Consider the following 20,517-nt stretch of genomic DNA (forward strand, 5'->3'; position numbering starts at 1 on the left):
TTTCTTGAAATATAATAGGTATTTGAAATGGTTTGCAGTCGCCTCAACAATAGGCATGCTTTTAATCTTACTCGGCGGAGCTCTTGTTTCAAAGACTGATAGCGGGATGGGTTGCGGTAGACATTGGCCGGGATGTAACGGTCAATTAATTCCTGATGAGATTACTGCAGAAGTTCTGATTGAATTTTCGCATCGACTCGTCACCGGCTCCGTTGGAATCTTAATTGTCATTTTAGCTGCCTGGTCATGGAAAGCAATCGGCCATATCAGAGAAACAAAATTTTTAGCAGTTATGGCAGTGTTCTTTCTTATACTACAGGCATTGATCGGTGCGGCTCAAGTATTATGGGGCCAAGGGGACTTCATACTCGCCCTTCACTTTGGGATTTCACTTCTATCTTTTGCAGCAGTTCTTCTATTAACACTACTTATATTTGAAGTAGACAGTAAATTTGATGCCGATAAAATTCAGATTGGAAAATGGTTAAAATGGAACACGATTGGCGTTACAATTTACTCTTACATCGTCGTTTATACCGGAGCACTTGTGCGTCATACTGAATCGGGACTGGCCTGTATTGACTGGCCATTATGCCAGAACGACTCTTTCGCACTTCCTCGTAATATGTATGAGTGGGTTCAGATGGGTCACCGTGCTGCAGCGGCACTCATTTTCATCTGGCTATTGGTCATCATGATACATGCAATTCGTCATTACAAAAATCAGCGTGTCATCTACTGGGGATGGATTATCGCATTTACCCTTGTAGCAATTCAGGCGACTACGGGCATGACGGTTGTTTTGACAAAGTTGAACCTTTACTTTGCTTTGCTCCATTCACTATTTATCACATTACTATTTGGATTGTTGACTTATATGATTCTCCTTGTATCGAGAAGTAAAATTACAAAATAAATGTAGATGGGCTGTCCCTTGGGACGGCCCTTTTATATAGTTACCCAAAATAGTAGAGAAAATAACAACAGCACACGGATTAAATCCATGTGCTGTTGTTATTTCTATTAATGTTCTAATTCTACGAGCAAGTCTCCAGTAGAAATCGACTCTCCAGCAGTAACATATATGTCTTTAACTACACCGTCAAAAGGTGCTTGAATCGTCGTCTCCATTTTCATAGCTTCTGTGATGAGCAAATGTTCTCCTCTTTTCACTTTCGCTCCTATGGAAGTTGCGACTTTCAAAACTGTACCCGGCATCGTTGCAGCAATATGGGCTTCATTCGAAGAATCTGCTTTTTGTTTACGAACTGTAACGGACTCAACATTCATATCTTCAATGATGACTTCACGCGGTTGTCCGTTAAGTTCAAAATAGATTACTCTTGTCGCATCTGGCTGCGGTTCACTAATGGATACAAGTTTAACAATCAGTGTTTTCCCTTTTTCAATTTCCACTTCGATTTCTTCACCGAGGCGCATTCCGTATAAAAATTCAGGTGTATCAATTACTGATAGATCACCGAAAAGCTTATTTGTCGCGGAATATTCTTCAAAAACTTTCGGATACAGTGCATATGAAAGCACTTCATGACTTGTAATCGGTCGTCCAAGTTTTGTATTTAATTCTTTTTGAAGATTTTCGAAATCGGCATCTTCTAGTAACTCTCCAGGACGAACTGTTATAGCTTGACGTTCTTTTAGAATTATTTTTTGTAATTCTTCAGGGAAGCCACCAAATGGCTGGCCGATATAGCCCTCAAAAAACTCAATTACTGATTCTGGGAAGTCGATTGATGTTCCACGGACCAAAACGGATTTTTCATCCATTTCATTTTGAACCATGAACAAAGCCATGTCCCCAACGACTTTGGATGACGGCGTCACTTTTACGACATCACCGAATAGCATGTTTACGCGTGAATACATACTTTTGACTTCTTCCCAGCGCTCACCAAGGCCTACTGCCTTAGCTTGTTGTTGTAAGTTAGAATACTGACCGCCTGGCATTTCGTGAACATAGATTTCCGAATGTGGACTCATCATGCCACTTTCAAAGTGCTGGTAGTACTTCCGAACATCTTCCCAGTAATAAGATAGATTCTCTAGCGAGTCGACGTTTGCACGCACATTGCGTTTACCGCCCTGTAGCGCATAGTGTAACGAGCTCGCTGACGGTTGTGAAGTTAGACCCGCCATCGCCCCTAAAGCCGTGTCAACGATGTCCACGCCAGCCTCAACTGCTTTCGCATACATATAAATCCCATTACCGCTCGTATCGTGGGAATGTAAGTGAATTGGAATGTCCACTGTCGCCTTCAACTCTGAAACAAGTCGATATGCAGCTTCTGGTTTCAACAGACCCGCCATATCTTTAATAGCTAGAATATGCGCTCCGGCTGATTCAAGCTCTTTTGCCATGTCTTTATAATATTGAACGGTATATTTTGCACGCGAATCATCTAGGATGTCGCCTGTATAGCAGATAGCCGCTTCAGCAACTTTACCTGCATCACGCGTAGCGTCAATAGCAACTTCCATTCCTTTAATCCAGTTCAAGCTGTCGAATATACGGAATACGTCTATTCCAGCATCCGCCGATTTCTTAACGAATTCCCGGATAACATTATCAGGATAATTCGTGTAACCAACTGCATTTGCACCACGGAACAACATTTGGAGAAGGACATTTGGAATTTGTTCACGTATTTTCAGAAGCCTGTCCCATGGATCTTCTTTCAAGAATCTGTAAGCGACGTCAAATGTCGCACCGCCCCACATTTCATATGAGAATAGATCGGGCATGAGTCTTGCCGATTCAGATGCAATTGACGTCATATCAGAAGTCCTCACACGCGTTGCCAACAGCGACTGGTGAGCATCGCGGAATGTTGTATCTGTTAAAAGAACATCATCTTGTTCTTTTATCCACTTGATAAGCCCTTCTGCACCACGTTCATCTAAAATCTGTTTTGTACCTGACGGTGGAGGTGTGAGAAGGTCCACTATCGGTTTTCTTACCGGATGAAACACTGGCTTCGATTGTTTACCGATTCCTGGGAATCCGTTGACAGTAACATTCCCAATATAATTCAACATTTTCGTTCCGCGGTCTTTACGGTTAGGGAATAGGAATAGTTCCGGTGTCGTATCAATAAAACTAGTATTGTAGTTTCCTGTTAGGAAGTTTTTATGTTTTACAACATTTTCGAGGAATGGGATATTTGTCTTGATGCCCCGAATCCTGAACTCTTGTAAGTTACGGCTCATTTTAGATGCAGCCTCACGGAACGTCATGCCCCATGTTGAAACTTTGACCAGTAATGAATCATAATACGGTGTTATAACAGCACCTTGGAATCCGTTACCTGCGTCAAGTCGTACACCAAAGCCTCCACCAGAACGGTAAACCGATAATTTTCCTGTGTCAGGCATAAAATCGTTCAATGGATCTTCTGTTGTAACACGGGATTGAATCGCATATCCAAATAGCGGTATGTTTTCTTGCGTCGGAATACTTCCTTCGCCTTCATGAATGTTTTTTCCATCTGCAATACGAATTTGTGCATGAACGATGTCAATGCCCGTCACCATTTCTGTAATCGTATGCTCTACTTGAATTCGCGGATTGACTTCGATGAAATAATATTGACCGTTTGAAACAAGGAATTCCACTGTACCCGCATTTTTATAATCAACATTTTTCATCAATTTTACTGCCGCATCACAAATCTGTTCCCTCAACCCATCTTCCAATGAAATGGAAGGTGCAATTTCAACAACTTTCTGGTGGCGGCGCTGAATTGAGCAATCTCTTTCGTATAGGTGAATAACATTGCCATATGTATCCCCAAGAATTTGGACTTCGATATGTTTTGGTAAATCGATGTATTTCTCCACGTACACTTCATCGGATCCGAATGCAGATTTCGCTTCTGATCGTGCGCGTTCAAACGCCTCGTTGACTTCGTCCGCTGAATTTACAATTCGCATGCCGCGTCCGCCGCCACCAAGTGATGCCTTGATAATGATTGGATAGCCGTTTGTCTCTCCAAATCTTCCGACTTCTTCGACCGTAGAAACAGGACCATCACTACCTGGAATAACAGGGATGCCTGCATTGATAGCTTGAGTCCTCGCCTTGACTTTATCTCCGAACATGTCCAATTGCTTTGAACTTGGACCTATGAAGATAATTCCCTCTTCCTCGAGACGTCTCGCAAAATCGGTATTTTCAGCTAGGAATCCATAACCGGGATGGATGGCATTTGCGCCGGAGTCTTTCGCTATTGCGATGATCCCTTCGATGTCAAGATAAGCATCGATTGGTTTCTTTCCTTCTCCGACAATATAAGACTCATCCGCCTTATAACGATGAAATGACCCACTATCTTCAGTGGAATAAATACCCACTGTCGGGATATTCAATTCAGTACAAGCACGAAAAATTCGGATAGCAATTTCTCCACGATTCGCTACGAGGATTTTGTTAATCTGTTCCATCACTAGGCACTTCCTTTTCTCATTGTTTTTTCATATTTCACGAACATAGAAACATTCGTTAATATTCCTAAAGATAAAGATAACAGAATAATGGAAGTTCCGCCATAACTTATAAATGGCAAGGTTACGCCTGTAAGCGGTACCAACCCCGTCAGACCACCCAAATTAACGAATGTTTGAATTCCTATCATACTTCCTATTCCAGCTGCTAGCATACGTGCATGTGGATCTTTGGCTTTAAGTGCGATTGATAACGCCCTCAAAACGATAAAACCAAGACCCCCAATAACTATAATAGCACCCAATAAGCCTAATTCCTCTGAAATAACCGCCATGATGACATCTGTCTGCGGTTCCGGCAAATAACCCATTTTTTGAATTGAGTTACCAAGGCCTCTTCCAGAAATGCCTCCAGAGCCAATTGCAATATAACCGTTCGCAATTTGATAGCCCGATCCTTGAATATAATCAAACGGATTGAGGAATGACAGAATCCTTCCTTTCCTTCCGTCGGTCATAATTGATTCCCACTGAAAATATAGAATAAGAGCTGCAAAAATTAGACCGACCGAAATGAGTCCGCTAATTTTTAAGAAGGTGCGTTTTTTAATACCACTTGCCGCAAGTACAGAAAGTGCAGTGATAATAATAATAAACGAACCTCCTATGTCCGTCTCAAGCATGATGGAACCGACCGCTAAAACGAGGATACCTACGGGAGGCCAAATTGATTGGTTAATGTTGTCGATTGTACCAGATTCATATTTTTTTGCAAATACGCCAGAAAAGTAAACTATTAAAACAAGTTTTGCTACTTCGGATGGTTGCAGATTGCCAAATGGCGTTTTAATCCAACTGGTAGCCCCGACATGTTCACCCGAGCCCACGAAATGGACCATGAATAAAAGAGTTAACATACTGATTACTGCAAAAATCATTAACTTTTTCCGTTTGTAATTCTTATATGGAAAAAAAGCCGCCAGAAAGAAAGCAGGAATCGCGAGGCTTAGGTTTAATAGTTGCTTTTGATAAAAATAGTCAGCCGGATAATCATATCTATCCACAGCCGTTACCATACTTGAACTATAAATCATAACTAGTCCAAAAAGACAGAGCAGCAAATAGACAAAGAACAAGGGGAAATCAAAATAACGAACTAGTTTTTTTACATATATTTTCATAGGGTTACCTCTTTTTCATTAAACAAAAAACTCAAACCTTTATGTCAGTTTGAGTTTTCGGCTTATTTTCTCGTATATATTTCGTGTAAGACTGTCATTTCTTTCTCAAGTAAAGAAAGAATTTCGTTACCTTTAGATCGTTCAATCAAACCGAGCTTGACGGCAAATTCAATTTCCCGTGATAGTCCATACATTTGTGTATCCAGCACTTCTTCATATAGCGGACACTGAGGCATCGTCAAATGGTCCATTTGTACTTTTATTAGTTGACCTATCTTATCAGCATCGGCCTGAAGTTGTTTCATCGCCTTTTCCTGATACGTTTCCTGCAATTCTATATCCATGAGGACGCCCCCATCAAACTTTTATTTCTTAATGGTTATTATGAATAAATTGTATCTTCCGATTCGGGAAAAAGCAAGTGATTTCCCTTTGACTCTATGCATCCGATTGGAAAAGCTTTTCCTTGTGGCAACGAAGCGTTATACTGATATGAAAAGATTTTTTTATTATTTAGGGGGATATTCGTTTGGAAAAAATAATTCCGATTAAAGGAAATGTACGTTATGGCATCACACTAGACCCAACTGTATGGATTTTCGATGATCGTCGTGTCGATTTAAAAACATACTTCACCGAAAATCGCGTTGAAAAAGATGAACTGGAAGAATATAAAAGAGCTATGGGAAAACATTGGTCCCGCGAAATAATGGAGGGTGCAACTGTTCCTCCAACGTTAGAAACGGAGAAAAAGTTTGAAAAAAGAAAGGTTGTGACTGGTACCTATGGTATTCAATTAAGTCACTTCTTGAAAATTGCAGAGCCTGCTACTAACGCCGTGACATTTTCATTTGAAACGTCTGACGGCGATAGCCATACTTTCCCGCTTGAAAGAGCAGAAGAAATTATTTTTAAATTTAGTGATGAAGGAAAACCACTTCTTGATGGCGGTCCAGTTCATGTCATTTTCAAAGACGGATCGAACAACGATAATCCGATTCGCAACGTCATAGCAATCCAAGTCGATTGAAGGAGGATTTCCAATGCGCGTAAAATGTGTCATTTGCGACAATATCGGACAACTTCCGGATGATCTACCACTGGCAAAAACACTTCGTAACCGTCCAATTCACACGTATATGTGTGAGGAATGCAATGTCCGGATTGCAGAAAAAACGATTGCACGTATTGCAACAGGGAACTTCATATTTCACCGTAGTTCACTTGCCATCGAAAAAAAGTTTTAAAAAAAGAAGACTCCCATCAAACGATGGGGTCTTCTTTTTCGTCTTTGTATTCATTCATTCTACGGACTCTGTAAATTATTAAAATGAGAGCCGCAACGATAAGCCCTTCCACAATCGGGAGGAAAAATCCAAGAAAAGTTAATATTAGACAGCCGATAAACAGGAATACATAGATGACTAAAGTCTGTAATGGCTTAAGCTTTCTAGCAAATCCCAGTTTATAAACAATTGCCGACATGAGGAAGACGAGGGCAAAAAGCACATAACCGGCTATCGTAAAGGAAGGCATCACTTCGTAAATGAAGCGTGCGATGCCTGACATCCGTCCGAATACCTCTGCATCCCCAACACTAGCACTCATTCAACACAGTCCCTTCTTAAAAGCTATTCTATTGGCCAAGTCAACGAGAAGGCATATTAACCCTACCTACCGCTAACAAGACGCTTAGATGAACCGCCTGGCCTTCTATTTGTCCGAATTTGAGCAGAGGAAGACATGTATCGTTTCCTCTGCTCAAATTTTAATTAGATGAAGTTGGAAAATTATTTCTTTTTCTGTACGCGTTCACGTTCGTTTTTATCAAGAATTTTCTTACGAAGTCTGATTGATACCGGCGTTACTTCGCAATACTCGTCATCATCCAAATATTGCAACGCTTCTTCAAGCGACATAATACGTGGTTTTTTAGTTGTAACCGTCTGATCCTTCGATGCAGAACGAACATTCGTTGCTTGTTTAGCTTTCGTTAAGTTGATAGTCAAATCGCTTTCGCGCGTATTTTCACCAACTACCATTCCAGCGTAAATCTCAGTTCCAGCACCAACGAACATAATACCGCGATCTTCAAGCTGCATTATGCTGTAAGGCGTAGCTGTTCCGTTCTCCATCGAAACAAGAACACCGTTTCTGCGACCGCCAACTTTACCTTTTGCCATCGGCTGGTAAGAATCGAACGTATGGTTCATAATTCCGTAACCTCTTGTTAATGTAAGGAAATCAGTTGAATAACCGATTAATCCACGAGCAGGTACATTGAATATTAGACGAACTTGTCCGTTACCATTGTTGATCATATCGAGCATTTCGCCTTTACGTTCACCGATTGACTCGATAATTGCACCTGTATGCTCTTCAGGAATATCAATTTGTAAACGTTCGATAGGCTCACAACGAATGCCATCTATTTCTCTTACGATTACTGTTGGTTTCGAAACTTGTAATTCAAATCCTTCACGACGCATGTTTTCAATCAGAATCGAAAGGTGAAGCTCACCACGTCCTGAAACAGTCCATGCATCTGGTGAATCAGTTGGATCTACGCGAAGAGAAACGTCTGTTTGCAATTGGGATTGAAGGCGTTCGTCGATTTTTCTTGACGTTACCCATTTACCTTCTTTACCTGCAAACGGACTATTGTTTACAAGGAATGTCATTTGTAGCGTTGGTTCGTCAATGAACAACTCGGGAAGTGCTTCTAGATGATCTGCCGGACAAATTGTTTCACCGACGTCAATGTTCTCCATACCAGATACCGCAACGAGATCTCCAGAGAAAGCCTCTTGGATATCAACGCGTTTCAAACCAAGGAAACCTGACAATTTGGTAACACGGTAGTTTTTCACAGTACCATCACGTTTCATTACGGCAACCGACTGTCCAACTTGCATCGTTCCGCGGAAAACCCGTCCGATACCGATGCGGCCTACGTAATCGCTGTAGTCAAGAAGAGATACTTGGAACTGTAAAGGCTCGTCGCGATTATCGACTGGAGCAGGGATATGTTCTAGAATTGCGTCATAAAGTACACGTAACGTTTCTTCTTGTGTTGAAACATCTGGTGATAAGCTTGCAGTACCGTTGAATCCTGATGCATAAATGACTGGGAATTCAAGCTGTTCGTCGTTGGCATCAAGTTCGATGAATAACTCAAGAACTTCATCAACCACTTCTTCCGGACGAGCAAATTCACGGTCAATTTTATTAACGACAACGATTGGTTTCAGGTTCTGTTCAAGCGCTTTTTTCAATACGAAACGCGTTTGTGGCATACATCCTTCGTATGAATCGACAACTAGAATTACACCATCTACCATTTTCAAGATACGTTCCACTTCTCCGCCGAAATCTGCGTGACCTGGTGTATCCAAAATGTTGATTTTTGTTTCTTTATATTCAATTGCTGTATTCTTTGCAAGAATTGTAATTCCACGTTCACGTTCAATTTCATTTGAATCCATTGCGCGGTCATCTACTTGTTCGTTAGAACGGAAGATGCCCGATTGTTTTAAAAGTTGATCGACAAGCGTCGTTTTTCCGTGGTCGACGTGGGCGATAATAGCTATGTTACGTAAGTCATTTCTAAGTTTAGTCATGATTTCACTCCATTATTCTTTTTTCGGTTGATTAACTGTGTTATTATAACACATGAAAAGATAATTCGAAAACATTTAATTGTAGATGGAGGTAATTTTTTGAAAAACATCAAATGGATTTTCGTTTTTTACTCCATTGCCGCTATAGCTTCAATGTGTGCAATCGGTGTTGCAGTTGGCATGGGCAGTTTTCCCATCGCCATTATCGCTATACTGGCACTCATTCTTATAATGGGCAACGGATTCAAGACGAAAAAAAGATATAGAGAACAAGGTATACTATAGAATAGGATTAATCCATAGGGTCGTTTCAAGTTATTCGGTATATCCGGTACTTGACGGCCCCTTTTTTTATTGTTTTAGACGGATATATTTAGTCAATATATCCTCATGTAAGCCTGGCCTTGCAACGATAAATGTATCTTGGCCGAGTAGGCGAGGAGTTTCCCCTTTCATGTTTGTTGCAACAGCACCGACCTCCTGAGCAATAACAATTCCCCCCGCTATATCCCATGGGGAAAGTCTCATCGACATATACGAATCCAGTCTGCCCGATGAGACATACGCCAACTCCATTGCAGCCGATCCATAAGACCTTGTCCCTCTACACTTCTGAATAAGCTCTATGATTTGTTCGTTTTCAACAAAGCGATTTGGAGCCACCCAACTAGCATTAATACCAATGACTGCTTCGCTAAGCGGTGTAATCTCCAATAGGGGCAGCCGCTCATCATTGAAGTAAGCTCCTTCATCTTTCGCCGCATGATAAAAATCATCACCCATCACATCATAAATATAGCCTAACATTCCGACACCTTCGGCAAATATCCCTAGCGAAATGGCAAAGTTTCGTTTTTGATGAATGAAATTCATTGTTCCATCAATTGGATCAAGCATCCAGACAACCCCGTCAAGTGTCTGAACATCATCACCGAATCCCTCTTCACCCATAATTCTATGACTTGGAAAATCCTTTTTTATCCGACTTATGAAAAACTGTTCAATTTCCTTATCTATATTTGTCACAAGATCATTGGCATCCGACTTAGAATTGATGTCAATTTGATTGAAAAAAGAAACACGTATTTTATGTCCCGCCTCTTTAATCAAGGATTTTGCGTAACGATCAATACTTCCCCATTGCATGAAGCCACCTCTTCCCCTTCAACCATCTATATCATACTATAACGAAAAAAGCATCCCATTACACTATCCCTGTTTTGCAAGGAAGTGTAGGGATGCATTTTTCAGCGAGCCACTCGTACTTATGAAAATCCATTCAGAATCTCCATTTCACGATGAATCTCCATTAACCTATGTTTACTCTTCATGTTTTGTGTTGCATCTTTTTCCTGTATTGCATCGAAAAGCGTCGCAAGTTCATAATCAAGTTCTAAGTTCAGCAGCTTAACATATTCTTTCTCAACATCGGCTTTCCGAATTACATGGACGACCTGTTTCATAGTTGACACCCCTTTTTCATTATATAGTCAAAATTTTCCGTTAGTTATTATTAAAATATGCCATGGCTTAGGGTTGCTCTAGTTATAAGCCTTGTTATTTAAGATTGTTCCCCGATTTCTGCTATGATAAACGTGTAAATGTTATTGGGGGTAATGAAAATGCTAAATTATTTTTGGGAAAAAGATGATTTTGATGTATTTTCCACTGAAGGACTTGAAAATCGGATGGAAGCACTTCAAAATCGGATTCAACCTAAGTTCCATACGCTTGGCACACACTTTGCGGATCGTCTATCCGCACACGGTACAGATGAATTTTTTCCACATGTCGCAAAACATGCAAGACGGACAGTCAATCCTCCTAAAGACAGCTGGGTAGCATTCGCACCTGCAAAACGAGGATATAAAGCTTTGCCTCACTTTCAGATTGGCTTATGGGGAACACATTTATTCATTATTCTTGCAGTTATTTATGAAAATCCTGATAAGAAGGGAATTTCTGAAAGACTTGAAAGGAAAATGAACGTTTTAACTTCCCTTCCAGCATCCTATATTGTATCCGGCGATCATATGAAACCTGAAGCTATGAATATTAAGGATATGGAAAAATCCGGATTGGAACAGCTTTTAGAACGCCTACAAACCGTTAAAAAAGCCGAATTTCTTGTTGGACGTCATTTATCACGTGAAGATGCCATTAAACTGTCCACTGAAGAATTCATGGAATTTGCAGAAGAAACTTTTGATTGTCTACTCCCGGTGTATGATGTTGTCATTAATAGAAAGTAAAAGGAATGCTCCCGCTTAACGCGTGGGCATTCCTTTTATTATTTCTTCCTTTTTTGCAACTTTTGCAGCCTGAATTACACGGTAACTGTTGTAACCGCTCGCTTCTTCGAATTCTTTAAACAATGTCTTTTCTTCTGACATGGAAGGCACAACTTTTTTAAATCCGCGATATGCTTCAAGCATCTTTTCTCCAGCAATACCTGATTCATATGCTTTTTCAATTGCCTCATAAAAACTGGCGACTGCGATTATTTCAACAGTTGACCAGTCCTCCCTGATTGGATAATTATAATCCATGTGTACATCCCCTTTATTAACTTTAGTTCCAACTGGTGCGGATTGCCTTTGCTTGCTCGACCATACGTTCAAATAATTCAGCAACGGAAGGCACATCATTAATAAGTCCCGTAACTTGACCCGCCCATCCAAAGCCATTGTCAGAATCTCCGTCGTGGATGAAACGCCGGTTTGCTTCTCCGCTAATATAATCTTTCAATGCTTCATAATCAGTATTCTGTGCTTCCATTTCGAGTATTCTACCCGTCCAACTGCCTGTTAATGCACGTGCAGGGGATCCAATTGTCCGCTTGATAACAGTTGTCCCTGTTTCTTTGCTGGCTAAAAGAAGGTCAATATACGCTTGTGAAGCATGAACGCACTCTTTCGTTGCGATAAACCTTGTACCCATCTCTATCCCTTCAGCGCCCAGTGCATGAGCAGCCATCCACCCACGTCCATCTCCGATTCCGCCCGAGGCAATAACAGGAATTGAGACGGCATCGACAACTTGCGGGACAAGAACCATTGTACCGATGTCATCGCGACCAAGATGCCCCCCACCTTCCTGTCCAACAACCATAACAGCATCGGCTCCAAGTGATTCCGCCTTCTGTGCCTGTCTTTTAGCGGCAACGAGTACTAGCTTTTTGACATTTGTGTTTTCAAGTTGCGCAAAAAATGGTGCTGGGTTTCCTCCTGTCACCGACATGACTTGAACTCCCTCTTCGAGTGCTGCCTCCACCATATGTGCGAAAGGTCGTCCATGCTGTCCAATTGCAAAGTTTACACCGAAAGGCTTATTCGTCATCCCTTTCACTTTCTGTATCTCTGCTCTGAGTTCATCGGCCGAGTCCAAACTCATAGCCGTTATCTGCCCGAGTCCCCCAGCTTCCGAAACGGCGGCAGCAAGCTCCGCGTATGCTAAGTATGCCAAGCCACCTTGAACGATGGGATACTGCACTTCAAGCAGATCCGTTATTCTAGTTTTCCATTCCATTTGTTTATCCCCCTCATTATCTCTACTATAGAATATTCTTCATTGGCACCTACCAAACCTTTACCGAAGACTCTTATTGCTCAGGAACCTTAATAGTTCCAGGATCTACGAAATCATATCCCTTTTCTCTTAAACCGAGGACGATTTTCTCCAGTGCTCCAGCTGTCCATTCACGATCATGCATGAGAAGATTCGCACCATCACGCAATAACTCAGTGTTCACCATGATATCCGCCAATGCATCCACATCCATATACTTTTTCTCCCAATCATAGCCAAATGACCAATTCATCAAAAGCATTCCATCTTTTAGCGCTAGCGCTTTGCTATAGTCCGTATTACTGCCAAACGGAGCTCTAAAAAACACTGGACGCTCACCAATAATCTCCTCTACTGCATCACTCACTGTAAGGATTTCTTCAATTTGTTTTTCTTCTGAAAGTTGTTTCAAATCAGCGTGCGTTTTCGTATGATTGCCGATCATAAATCCTAATTCATGAATCTCTTTCAATATAGCTCTTTCTTCATCCGTATCAATAAAATGACCGTTTACAAAAAAGATTGCTGGTGCAGCAATACTTTTCAGCGTCTTAGCCATATCTAATGCCCATTTATCAGGTGCATCGTCAATTGTCAGTAATACAACCTTGCTGTTTGCACTTCCAATCGGTTCAATCGCATATGTCGCGGGATTCACTACATACAATGGTTCAGTAACTTCTTCTATTTCTTCTATTTCTTCGAGATCTTCAACAGTACTTTTGTCAATGATTTCAACGTCAGATTCAGATGATTTCTCGTCTCTATTTTCAGGCTTGGCGTCTACATCTCTGTCGGAACATGCTGATAATACCAATAACAATGCGCTCAATATGTATATTATTTGTTTTTTCAAGCTAGTCCCCGCCCTTTCAATTCCTTAAATAATAACATAATTAAAGTTTCATAAGAAAAGAATACCAGTTTAATAGTTATATTCACAATATATCAAACTAAAAAAACCGTCTAGGAGGACAAATTTCGGCCTCATAGACGGTTTAAACTCTAACTAAAGTTTTTATTTTGTAATCATATGAATTGGTTTACCTAAAGCAACTTCCGCTGCTTCCATTGAGATTTCACTCAACGTCGGATGGGCATGAATTGTCATAGCCACATCTTCAAGTGTCATTCCCGCTTCAATTGCAAGTGCTAGTTCAGCAATCATGTCTGATGCACTTGCACCTACTATTTGAGCCCCAAGTAGTAGTCCGTCTTCTTTACGTGATACAAGCTTAACGAACCCTTCTGAAGCATCAAGTGCTAGTGCACGTCCATTAGCCGCAAATGGGAATTTCCCTACTACCGTTTCATAACCTTCTTCTTTTGCCTGTTGCTCGGTAAAGCCAACAGATGCAAGTTCAGGATCAGTGAAACAAACAGCAGGAATCGCCAAGTAGTCAACTTCAGACTTCTCGCCTGAAATCGCTTCTGCAGCAATTTTCGCTTCATAAGAAGCTTTATGTGCAAGTTGAAGTCCAGGAACGATATCACCGATTGCGTAGATATTTGGAATGCTTGTTCTGCATTGTTTATCGACTTCGATGAGACCGCGCTCAAGGAACTTAACGCCAATCTCTTCTAATCCAATTTCATCCGTATTCGGACGACGGCCTACAGTAACAAGAACGTAATCAGCTTCGACTTTTTTCTCTTCTCCGCCTACTTCGTATGTAACTATAACGCCAGTAGCTGTTTCTTCAACGCCTTTTGCAGACGCTTTAACAACAACTTCAACGCCTTTTTTCTTCAAGCCTTTTTTAACGATTTGTGTCATTTGTTTTTCAAAGCCCGCAAGAATGTCATTAGCGCCTTCAATGATCGTTACTTTTGATCCAAGATTTGCATATGCAGATCCTAGCTCAGTACCGATATATCCACCACCGATAACTACAAGTTTACCCGGTAATTCTTTAAGATTCAAAGCACCTGTAGAATTAATAACGCGTTCTGTAAATTTAAACGTCGGAATTTCAATCGGACGTGAACCCGTTGCAACGATTGCATTTTTGAATTTATATGTTTGCGCTGAAGTTTCGTCCATCACACGTACTGTGTTGCTATCGACGAAATAGGCTTCACCTTGAACATATTCAATCTTGTTGCCTTTAAGAAGTCCTGCGACTCCACCAGTTAACTTGTTTACAACGCTATCTTTGAACGCTTGCGCTTTAGTGAAATCTAGTTTCACTTCCGTCGCTGTAATGCCCATTGAATCAGAATCTTGAGCATTTGCATAACGATGTCCAACAGCAATAAGTGCTTTGGAAGGAATACATCCCACGTTCAAGCACACACCACCAAGATCACCTTTTTCAACTACGATTACTTTTTGGCCCAATTGTGCCGCGCGAATTGCCGCAACATATCCTCCTGGTCCAGAACCTACGACGAGCGTGTCTACTTCGATTGGAAAGTCTCCTACTACCATTGTTTACGCCTCCATTAATAAAAGTTCCGGATTTGCGAGCAGCTTCTTAAGGTGATTCAACGCATTTTGTGCAGTTGCGCCGTCGATCATCCGGTGATCGAATACCAATGATAATGCTAACATAGGTGCCGCTACAATTTCACCATTTTTAACAATAGGTTTTTCTGCAATACGACCAATTCCAAGAATTGCAACTTCTGGATGATTAATAATCGGTGTAAACCATTGGCCCCCTGCGGAACCGATATTCGTAATCGAACAAGACGCACCCTTCATTTCTGCCGGGGATAGTTTACCGTCACGTGCTTTTACTGCGAGACTGTTGATTTCATCTGAAATTGCAAAGATCGATTTACGGTCTGCATGCTTAATGACAGGAACTAGAAGTCCACGATCAGTGTCAGCAGCAATACCTATGTTGTAATAATGCTTCTGAACAATTTCTTGAGTAGCATCATCAAGTGAGCTATTGAAGACCGGGAATTCGCGTAATGTTGAAACAAGTGCTTTCACGACATATGGCAAATAAGTAAGTTTAATATCTTTTTCAGCTGCAATGTCTTTGAACTTACGACGGTGTGCTACGAGTTCTGTAACATCCACTTCGTCAAGCAATGTTACATGCGGAGCTGTTTGTTTTGAATTGACCATTGCTTTTGCAATTGCTTTTCGGATGCCAGACATCTTTTCGCGTGTTTCAGGGAAATCTCCTTCTAAGTAAACTGGAGATTGGACTGTTTTTTCTTGTTCAACGCTTTCAGTTTGTCCTTTTGTTTGTGACGCATCTGCAGGTGGAGCCTCTTGAATTTGACCGCCATTTTGGAATGACTCGATATCTTCTTTCAAAACACGGCCATTTTTGCCTGATCCAGCAACTTGTTGAATTTCTACACCTTGCTCACGCGCAAATTTACGTACAGAAGGCATCGCAATAATACGGCGATTCGGATCGACGTCTGTTTTTGTTTGTGAACTTGCAGAAGCCGTAGTTGTTACCGATTCTTCTTTCGGTGCTTCTTCTTTTTCAATCTTCTGACCCGCTTCAGCTGTTGCTTGAACTTGTGCTTCAGTTTCAGCATTGTCGTCACCTTCAGTTTTCGCACTTTCATAACCAGGTGCGTCGAAACGGATCAATACATCTCCAACAATTGCTACAGTACCTTCAGAGACAACAACCTCTTCAACTGTACCCGTAACCGGTGATGGAATTTCCACTACTGCTTTATCGTTTTGAATTTCGAGTAGTATGTCATCTTCATTGATTTTATCGCCTTTAACAACAAACCACTTTACAACTTCACCTTCATGGATACCTTCACCGATATCTGGTAAACGGAATTCAAATGCCACAAGATTCACCCTTTCTTATCAAGAATTTTACTATTTTAGACACTTGGTTTAGATATTTAACATTCAAATTATCTAACTTAGAACGTCAATACTTTTTTAGCTGTTTCAATAATATCCTTCGCATTTGGAAGCCACGCATTTTCACCTTGAGCAAAAGGATAGACAGTATCAGGCGCAGTAACGCGCAATACAGGTGCTTCAAGACTCAGAATTGCACGCTCTGTAATTTCAGCTACGATATTCGCCGCAATTCCGGCTTGTTTTTGTGCTTCTTGGACGACAATTGCACGGTTTGTTTTCTCAACAGATGCAATTATAGTTTCGATATCCATCGGTTGAATTGTACGCAGGTCAATAACCTCAACAGAATAGCCTTCTTTTTCAAGTTCTTCAGCAGCTTTTAAACTTTCGTGAACCATCGCACCGTAAGTAATAACTGAAAGATCTTTACCTTCGCGTTTCACATCGGCTTTCCCAAGTGGGATTGTGTACTCTTCTTCAGGAACTTCCTGTCTGAATGACCGATACAGCTTCATGTGCTCAAGGAAGATAACTGGATTCTCATCGCGAATCGCAGAAATCAAAAGCCCTTTTGCATCATAAGGAGTTGAAGGGATAACAACTTTCAAACCTGGCTGTGATGCTACGATTCCTTCCAGACTGTCTGCGTGCATTTCAGGCGTTGCAACACCGCCGCCAAATGGAGAGCGAATTGTTACAGGTGCGTTATATCGTCCCGCACTTCTGAAACTCATACGCGCAAGCTGACCACTAACTGAGTCAATTACTTCAAATAGGAATCCGAAGAACTGGATTTCCATAACTGGACGGAAACCTGTGAACGCAAGTCCAATTGCAAGTCCGCCAATACCAGATTCTGCAAGCGGTGTATCAAATACACGTTCTTCCCCAAATTCTTTTTGTAAACCTTCAGTTGCACGGAAGACTCCTCCGTTATTTCCAACGTCTTCACCGAAGACGAGGACGTTTTCATCATTTTTCAGCTCCGTACGTAGAGCATCAGTTATTGCTTGAATCATCGTCATTTGTGCCATCGGTTACTTCGACTCCTTCTCTGTGTAAATATCTAGCTGCTCTTGCAAGTTGAAAGGTAATTCACCTTTGTACATGATATTAATGAAATCACTAACTTTTTGTTTAGGAGCTGCATCAGCTTCTTTTATCGCTTCTTTAATTTCTTCTTTTGCACGTTCAATAACTTCATTCTCTTTTTCTTCATTCCAAACCCCTTTAGCTTCAAGGTATGTACGGAAACGAATTAGAGGATCGCGTTTTTCCCATTCACTGTCCGTTTCTGATGTACGGTAACGTGTCGGGTCATCTCCTGCCATTGTATGCGGTCCGTAGCGGTAGCATAGCGCCTCGATAAGCGTTGGTCCATCTCCGTTGATTGCACGTTCTCGTGCGTCACGTGTAACCGCATACACCGCAAGTGGGTCCATACCGTCAACTAGAATACTCGGAATACCAGCTGCAATACCTTTTTGAGCAAGTGTTTTTGCTGCCGTTTGTGCAGAACGTGGAGTCGATATTGCGAATTGGTTATTCTGAATAATAAAGATTGCTGGTGAGCGGTACGCTCCTGCAAAGTTTATTCCCTCATAGAAATCACCTTGAGATGTTCCCCCGTCTCCTGTATACGTCACTGCAACTGCTTTTGTGCCACGTTTTTGGAAACCAAGTGCAATACCAGCTGCCTGAATATATTGCGCACCGATAATGATTTGTGGTGGGAATACATTCACACCTTCTGGAATATTGCCCCCTTGGAAATGTCCTCTTGACCAAAGAAATGCCATAGATAATGGTAATCCGTGGAATAACATTTGCGGAACATCACGGTATCCAGGAAGGATGAAATCCTCTTGTTCTAATGCAAACTGCGAAGCAAGTTGTGAAGCTTCCTGACCTGCAGTTGGTGCGTAGAATCCTAGACGACCTTGTCGGTTCAACGAAATTGAGCGTTGATCCAAAATACGTGTATATACCATACGTGTCATCAATTCGATAAGTTTTTCATCTGACAACTTTGGATCTGCTTCCTTATTAACAATTTCGCCTTCTTCGTTCAAAATCTGGAACATTTCAAACTTTTCTTCAATCGCGTGAAGTGTCTCCACCGGATCGAACTGCTTGCTTTTGTTTGCAGCCATTTCGGCAACTCTCCTTTATAACTGTATTATGAAACATTGGTTTAATAATTGGTACAATCTATTTCTAATTAAGTATAACTAAACAAAACTAAATGGTCAAACATAGTATTCTCAAGCCTAAATGAACTTCAAAATTATCCGAATTGACTGTTACTTTGAATCTGTATTAGCACAATAATACAACTGTATTATAATAGATTTCCAGTTTATATGATTCTATTGTCGTAGAATAAAACAGGACTAGGACTCTAAGCAACAATCCCCATCCCTTTGCTATTTACAATTATTTTCATTTCTCTAATTCGACAAAAACCTCATCTTTTAGCTGATTCATTTTTCCAGTTGCGTCATTGAAAGATGTCACTGCGGACTTGACTACGTCATTTTGAGAATTCACTTCACCTACTTTATCCCTAAGCTCCGTCATCTCTATTTCTTCAGTAATAAGCATTCCATACAATTCTTTTTGTAACGTTAAAAGTTCTTTGTATTGAGATATAAAATCCGAATGCAATTCATACCTTTCACTGATAGCATTCTTCAGTTCTTCAATACCTTTTTTGTTAGTTTCATCTGCTTCTTTGATAGCTTTATCAAGACCGTCTATGGAACCTTCTGCCTTATTAATGGATTTTTCTTCTCTTTCTATATGAGCGACACGGAGATCAAGTGAACTTTCAAGTTCAGTGACGTTCTTCTTGAGCACTTCTTTTTGTTCCTGAGTCAGCTCCATTGTTTCATTAAATAACTTTTGTTCTGTTTTTTCAAGCTCTGTCAATTCAGCTTGCCCATCCCGGTACTCTTTTTCAGCACTATTCATTTCTGCTAAAGCATCAGCCACTATCTTTTCGACCGACGTTCCGTAACTGCACCCCGAAAGTAACAATACTAGTGACAGTATGACTATCATTATATTTTTCCTCAAAATTAATCCCCCTCCAATTCCTTATAAACTATAGCGTTTTGGATTCTTGAATTCAAGTTTGCGTTTAAATTCTTTCACCCCATTTAACAATCGCTTATACTAATCAATATAGATAACTGAAAGGATGTTTGTACATTGATTTTAATGAAAGATATTGTTCGAGAAGGGCACCCCACTTTACGTAAACATGCCGAAGAAATGAAATTCCCTTTATCTTCAGCTGACCGGGAACTCTGCGAGGACTTAATGGAATACGTGATAAATAGCCAGATCCCCGAAATTAGCGAAGAGTTTGATCTGCGGCCCGGTATCGGAATCGCAGCCCCTCAACTCAATAAAGCGAAAAGGGCTTTTGCACTCCACATTACTGAAACTGATCAGGAACCGATTAGTTTTGTAGCTGTAAACCCCAAAATCGTCAGTCACTCCATCGAAAAAACCTATCTCGCTTCGGGTGAAGGTTGCCTTTCAGTTGACCGGGTAATTGAGGGCTATGTCCCTCGCTATGCACGAATTACTATTAAAGCTTATGACATTGATGGAAATGAATTCAAAAAGAGATTAAAAGGATTGGCAGCCATCGCATTTCAACATGAACTCGACCATTTGAACGGCATTATGTTCTTTGATCATATTGATGAAAACTTACCGTTTAAAGAAATTCCCGGCGCATCTCCTTTCGAACGGGATTGATTATACGACTTTAGATGTAAATTTTAATCTAGCTGAAATTCTAGAAGACCAAGATAAATGATGGATCTTTCAGCTTTGCTGAAAATCAAGAAGACCGAGATAAATGAAGGATCTT

General features: G+C 40.9%; 21 protein-coding genes. 6 read left to right on the forward strand and 15 right to left on the reverse strand.

The window, feature by feature from the left end; translation table 11 throughout:
* Positions 1-4: 4 nt before the first annotated feature.
* Positions 5-916, forward strand: a complete 912-nt coding sequence (locus AC25Y5_RS05565; RefSeq protein WP_488139458.1) for a COX15/CtaA family protein — start codon at positions 5-7, stop codon at positions 914-916.
* Positions 917-1,023: 107 nt separating this feature from the next.
* Here the strand turns inward: AC25Y5_RS05565 and pyc are convergent, their stop codons facing one another.
* From pyc to AC25Y5_RS05580, 3 genes are all read right to left on the reverse strand, one after another.
* A complete protein-coding gene (gene pyc, locus AC25Y5_RS05570; protein WP_488139459.1) occupies positions 1,024-4,461 on the reverse strand; it encodes a pyruvate carboxylase in 3,438 nt (1,145 codons plus the stop codon).
* A 2-nt stretch (positions 4,462-4,463) separates the two neighbouring features.
* Positions 4,464-5,642: an FtsW/RodA/SpoVE family cell cycle protein gene (locus tag AC25Y5_RS05575; RefSeq protein WP_488139460.1), complete on the reverse strand. Its 1,179-nt coding sequence runs from the start codon at positions 5,640-5,642 to the stop codon at positions 4,464-4,466.
* A gap of 62 nt (positions 5,643-5,704) precedes the next feature.
* Entirely contained in the window at positions 5,705-5,986 is a 282-nt protein-coding gene (locus tag AC25Y5_RS05580; RefSeq protein WP_482100318.1) for an Fpa/YlaN family protein, read from the reverse strand.
* A gap of 185 nt (positions 5,987-6,171) precedes the next feature.
* Here AC25Y5_RS05580 and AC25Y5_RS05585 point away from each other — a divergent pair, with 185 nt between their 5' ends.
* Together AC25Y5_RS05585 and AC25Y5_RS05590 are read left to right on the forward strand one after the other, a co-directional pair.
* Entirely contained in the window at positions 6,172-6,672 is a 501-nt protein-coding gene (locus AC25Y5_RS05585; protein WP_482100317.1) for a peptidyl-prolyl cis-trans isomerase, read from the forward strand.
* A 13-nt stretch (positions 6,673-6,685) separates the two neighbouring features.
* Positions 6,686-6,889 carry a YlaI family protein gene (locus AC25Y5_RS05590; protein ID WP_482100316.1) on the forward strand — a complete coding sequence of 68 codons (204 nt, stop codon included), beginning with the start codon at positions 6,686-6,688 and terminating at the stop codon, positions 6,887-6,889.
* A 16-nt stretch (positions 6,890-6,905) separates the two neighbouring features.
* On the opposite strand, the gene AC25Y5_RS05595 is transcribed toward AC25Y5_RS05590, so the two are convergent.
* Both AC25Y5_RS05595 and typA read right to left on the reverse strand, forming a co-directional pair.
* On the reverse strand, positions 6,906-7,250 hold the full coding sequence (locus AC25Y5_RS05595; protein ID WP_482100315.1) for a YlaH-like family protein: 345 nt from the start codon (positions 7,248-7,250) through the stop codon (positions 6,906-6,908).
* A 182-nt stretch (positions 7,251-7,432) separates the two neighbouring features.
* Positions 7,433-9,262 carry a translational GTPase TypA gene (gene typA / locus AC25Y5_RS05600; RefSeq protein WP_488139461.1) on the reverse strand — a complete coding sequence of 610 codons (1,830 nt, stop codon included), beginning with the start codon at positions 9,260-9,262 and terminating at the stop codon, positions 7,433-7,435.
* Positions 9,263-9,361: 99 nt separating this feature from the next.
* On the opposite strand from typA, the gene AC25Y5_RS05605 reads away from it, so the two are divergent.
* The gene (locus AC25Y5_RS05605; protein ID WP_488139462.1) at positions 9,362-9,547 is read left to right on the forward strand and encodes a YlaF family protein; all 186 of its coding nucleotides are present in this window, start codon (positions 9,362-9,364) and stop codon (positions 9,545-9,547) included.
* A 66-nt stretch (positions 9,548-9,613) separates the two neighbouring features.
* Here AC25Y5_RS05605 and AC25Y5_RS05610 read toward each other — a convergent pair whose 3' ends face one another.
* Together AC25Y5_RS05610 and AC25Y5_RS05615 are read right to left on the reverse strand one after the other, a co-directional pair.
* Complete coding sequence (locus AC25Y5_RS05610) at positions 9,614-10,408, reverse strand: inositol monophosphatase family protein (protein ID WP_488139463.1); 795 nt, start codon at positions 10,406-10,408, stop codon at positions 9,614-9,616.
* 119 nt (positions 10,409-10,527) lie between these two features.
* Positions 10,528-10,725: a hypothetical protein gene (locus AC25Y5_RS05615; protein WP_488139464.1), complete on the reverse strand. Its 198-nt coding sequence runs from the start codon at positions 10,723-10,725 to the stop codon at positions 10,528-10,530.
* 159 nt (positions 10,726-10,884) lie between these two features.
* Here AC25Y5_RS05615 and AC25Y5_RS05620 point away from each other — a divergent pair, with 159 nt between their 5' ends.
* On the forward strand, positions 10,885-11,514 hold the full coding sequence (locus AC25Y5_RS05620; RefSeq protein ID WP_488139465.1) for a YktB family protein: 630 nt from the start codon (positions 10,885-10,887) through the stop codon (positions 11,512-11,514).
* 15 nt (positions 11,515-11,529) lie between these two features.
* Here the strand turns inward: AC25Y5_RS05620 and AC25Y5_RS05625 are convergent, their stop codons facing one another.
* The 8 genes from AC25Y5_RS05625 to AC25Y5_RS05660 all read right to left on the reverse strand — a co-directional run bounded on the left by AC25Y5_RS05625 (position 11,530) and on the right by AC25Y5_RS05660 (position 19,709).
* A complete protein-coding gene (locus AC25Y5_RS05625) occupies positions 11,530-11,811 on the reverse strand; it encodes a UPF0223 family protein (protein WP_488139466.1) in 282 nt (93 codons plus the stop codon).
* Between the two features lie 22 nt (positions 11,812-11,833).
* Entirely contained in the window at positions 11,834-12,790 is a 957-nt protein-coding gene (locus tag AC25Y5_RS05630) for an NAD(P)H-dependent flavin oxidoreductase (RefSeq protein WP_488139467.1), read from the reverse strand.
* 73 nt (positions 12,791-12,863) lie between these two features.
* The gene (locus AC25Y5_RS05635; protein ID WP_488139468.1) at positions 12,864-13,685 is read right to left on the reverse strand and encodes a polysaccharide deacetylase family protein; all 822 of its coding nucleotides are present in this window, start codon (positions 13,683-13,685) and stop codon (positions 12,864-12,866) included.
* 162 nt (positions 13,686-13,847) lie between these two features.
* Positions 13,848-15,260: a dihydrolipoyl dehydrogenase gene (gene lpdA, locus AC25Y5_RS05640; protein WP_488139469.1), complete on the reverse strand. Its 1,413-nt coding sequence runs from the start codon at positions 15,258-15,260 to the stop codon at positions 13,848-13,850.
* Between the two features lie 3 nt (positions 15,261-15,263).
* A complete protein-coding gene (locus AC25Y5_RS05645) occupies positions 15,264-16,610 on the reverse strand; it encodes a dihydrolipoamide acetyltransferase family protein (protein ID WP_488139470.1) in 1,347 nt (448 codons plus the stop codon).
* 77 nt (positions 16,611-16,687) lie between these two features.
* Positions 16,688-17,665, reverse strand: a complete 978-nt coding sequence (locus tag AC25Y5_RS05650; RefSeq protein WP_482100304.1) for an alpha-ketoacid dehydrogenase subunit beta — start codon at positions 17,663-17,665, stop codon at positions 16,688-16,690.
* 3 nt (positions 17,666-17,668) lie between these two features.
* Positions 17,669-18,784, reverse strand: a complete 1,116-nt coding sequence (gene pdhA, locus AC25Y5_RS05655; protein WP_488139471.1) for a pyruvate dehydrogenase (acetyl-transferring) E1 component subunit alpha — start codon at positions 18,782-18,784, stop codon at positions 17,669-17,671.
* Positions 18,785-19,073: 289 nt separating this feature from the next.
* On the reverse strand, positions 19,074-19,709 hold the full coding sequence (locus AC25Y5_RS05660; protein ID WP_488139472.1) for a YkyA family protein: 636 nt from the start codon (positions 19,707-19,709) through the stop codon (positions 19,074-19,076).
* Between the two features lie 135 nt (positions 19,710-19,844).
* On the opposite strand from AC25Y5_RS05660, the gene def reads away from it, so the two are divergent.
* Complete coding sequence (def, locus tag AC25Y5_RS05665; protein ID WP_488139473.1) at positions 19,845-20,402, forward strand: peptide deformylase; 558 nt, start codon at positions 19,845-19,847, stop codon at positions 20,400-20,402.
* Positions 20,403-20,517 lie beyond the last annotated feature (115 nt).

This window comes from Sporosarcina sp. Y1011, assembly GCF_057669885.1.

Coding starts and splice junctions, on each gene's coding strand:
- AC25Y5_RS05595 (WP_482100315.1), bottom strand. CDS start 7,250: ATGAGTGCTAGTGTTGGGGATGCAGAGGTATTCGGACGGATGTCAGGC.
- AC25Y5_RS05650 (WP_482100304.1), bottom strand. CDS start 17,665: ATGGCACAAATGACGATGATTCAAGCAATAACTGATGCTCTACGTACG.
- typA (WP_488139461.1), bottom strand. CDS start 9,262: ATGACTAAACTTAGAAATGACTTACGTAACATAGCTATTATCGCCCAC.
- AC25Y5_RS05615 (WP_488139464.1), bottom strand. CDS start 10,725: ATGAAACAGGTCGTCCATGTAATTCGGAAAGCCGATGTTGAGAAAGAA.
- AC25Y5_RS05580 (WP_482100318.1), bottom strand. CDS start 5,986: ATGGATATAGAATTGCAGGAAACGTATCAGGAAAAGGCGATGAAACAA.
- AC25Y5_RS05575 (WP_488139460.1), bottom strand. CDS start 5,642: ATGAAAATATATGTAAAAAAACTAGTTCGTTATTTTGATTTCCCCTTG.
- pdhA (WP_488139471.1), bottom strand. CDS start 18,784: ATGGCTGCAAACAAAAGCAAGCAGTTCGATCCGGTGGAGACACTTCAC.
- pyc (WP_488139459.1), bottom strand. CDS start 4,461: ATGGAACAGATTAACAAAATCCTCGTAGCGAATCGTGGAGAAATTGCT.
- AC25Y5_RS05590 (WP_482100316.1), top strand. CDS start 6,686: ATGCGCGTAAAATGTGTCATTTGCGACAATATCGGACAACTTCCGGAT.
- AC25Y5_RS05610 (WP_488139463.1), bottom strand. CDS start 10,408: ATGCAATGGGGAAGTATTGATCGTTACGCAAAATCCTTGATTAAAGAG.
- lpdA (WP_488139469.1), bottom strand. CDS start 15,260: ATGGTAGTAGGAGACTTTCCAATCGAAGTAGACACGCTCGTCGTAGGT.
- AC25Y5_RS05620 (WP_488139465.1), top strand. CDS start 10,885: ATGCTAAATTATTTTTGGGAAAAAGATGATTTTGATGTATTTTCCACT.
- AC25Y5_RS05625 (WP_488139466.1), bottom strand. CDS start 11,811: ATGGATTATAATTATCCAATCAGGGAGGACTGGTCAACTGTTGAAATA.
- AC25Y5_RS05630 (WP_488139467.1), bottom strand. CDS start 12,790: ATGGAATGGAAAACTAGAATAACGGATCTGCTTGAAGTGCAGTATCCC.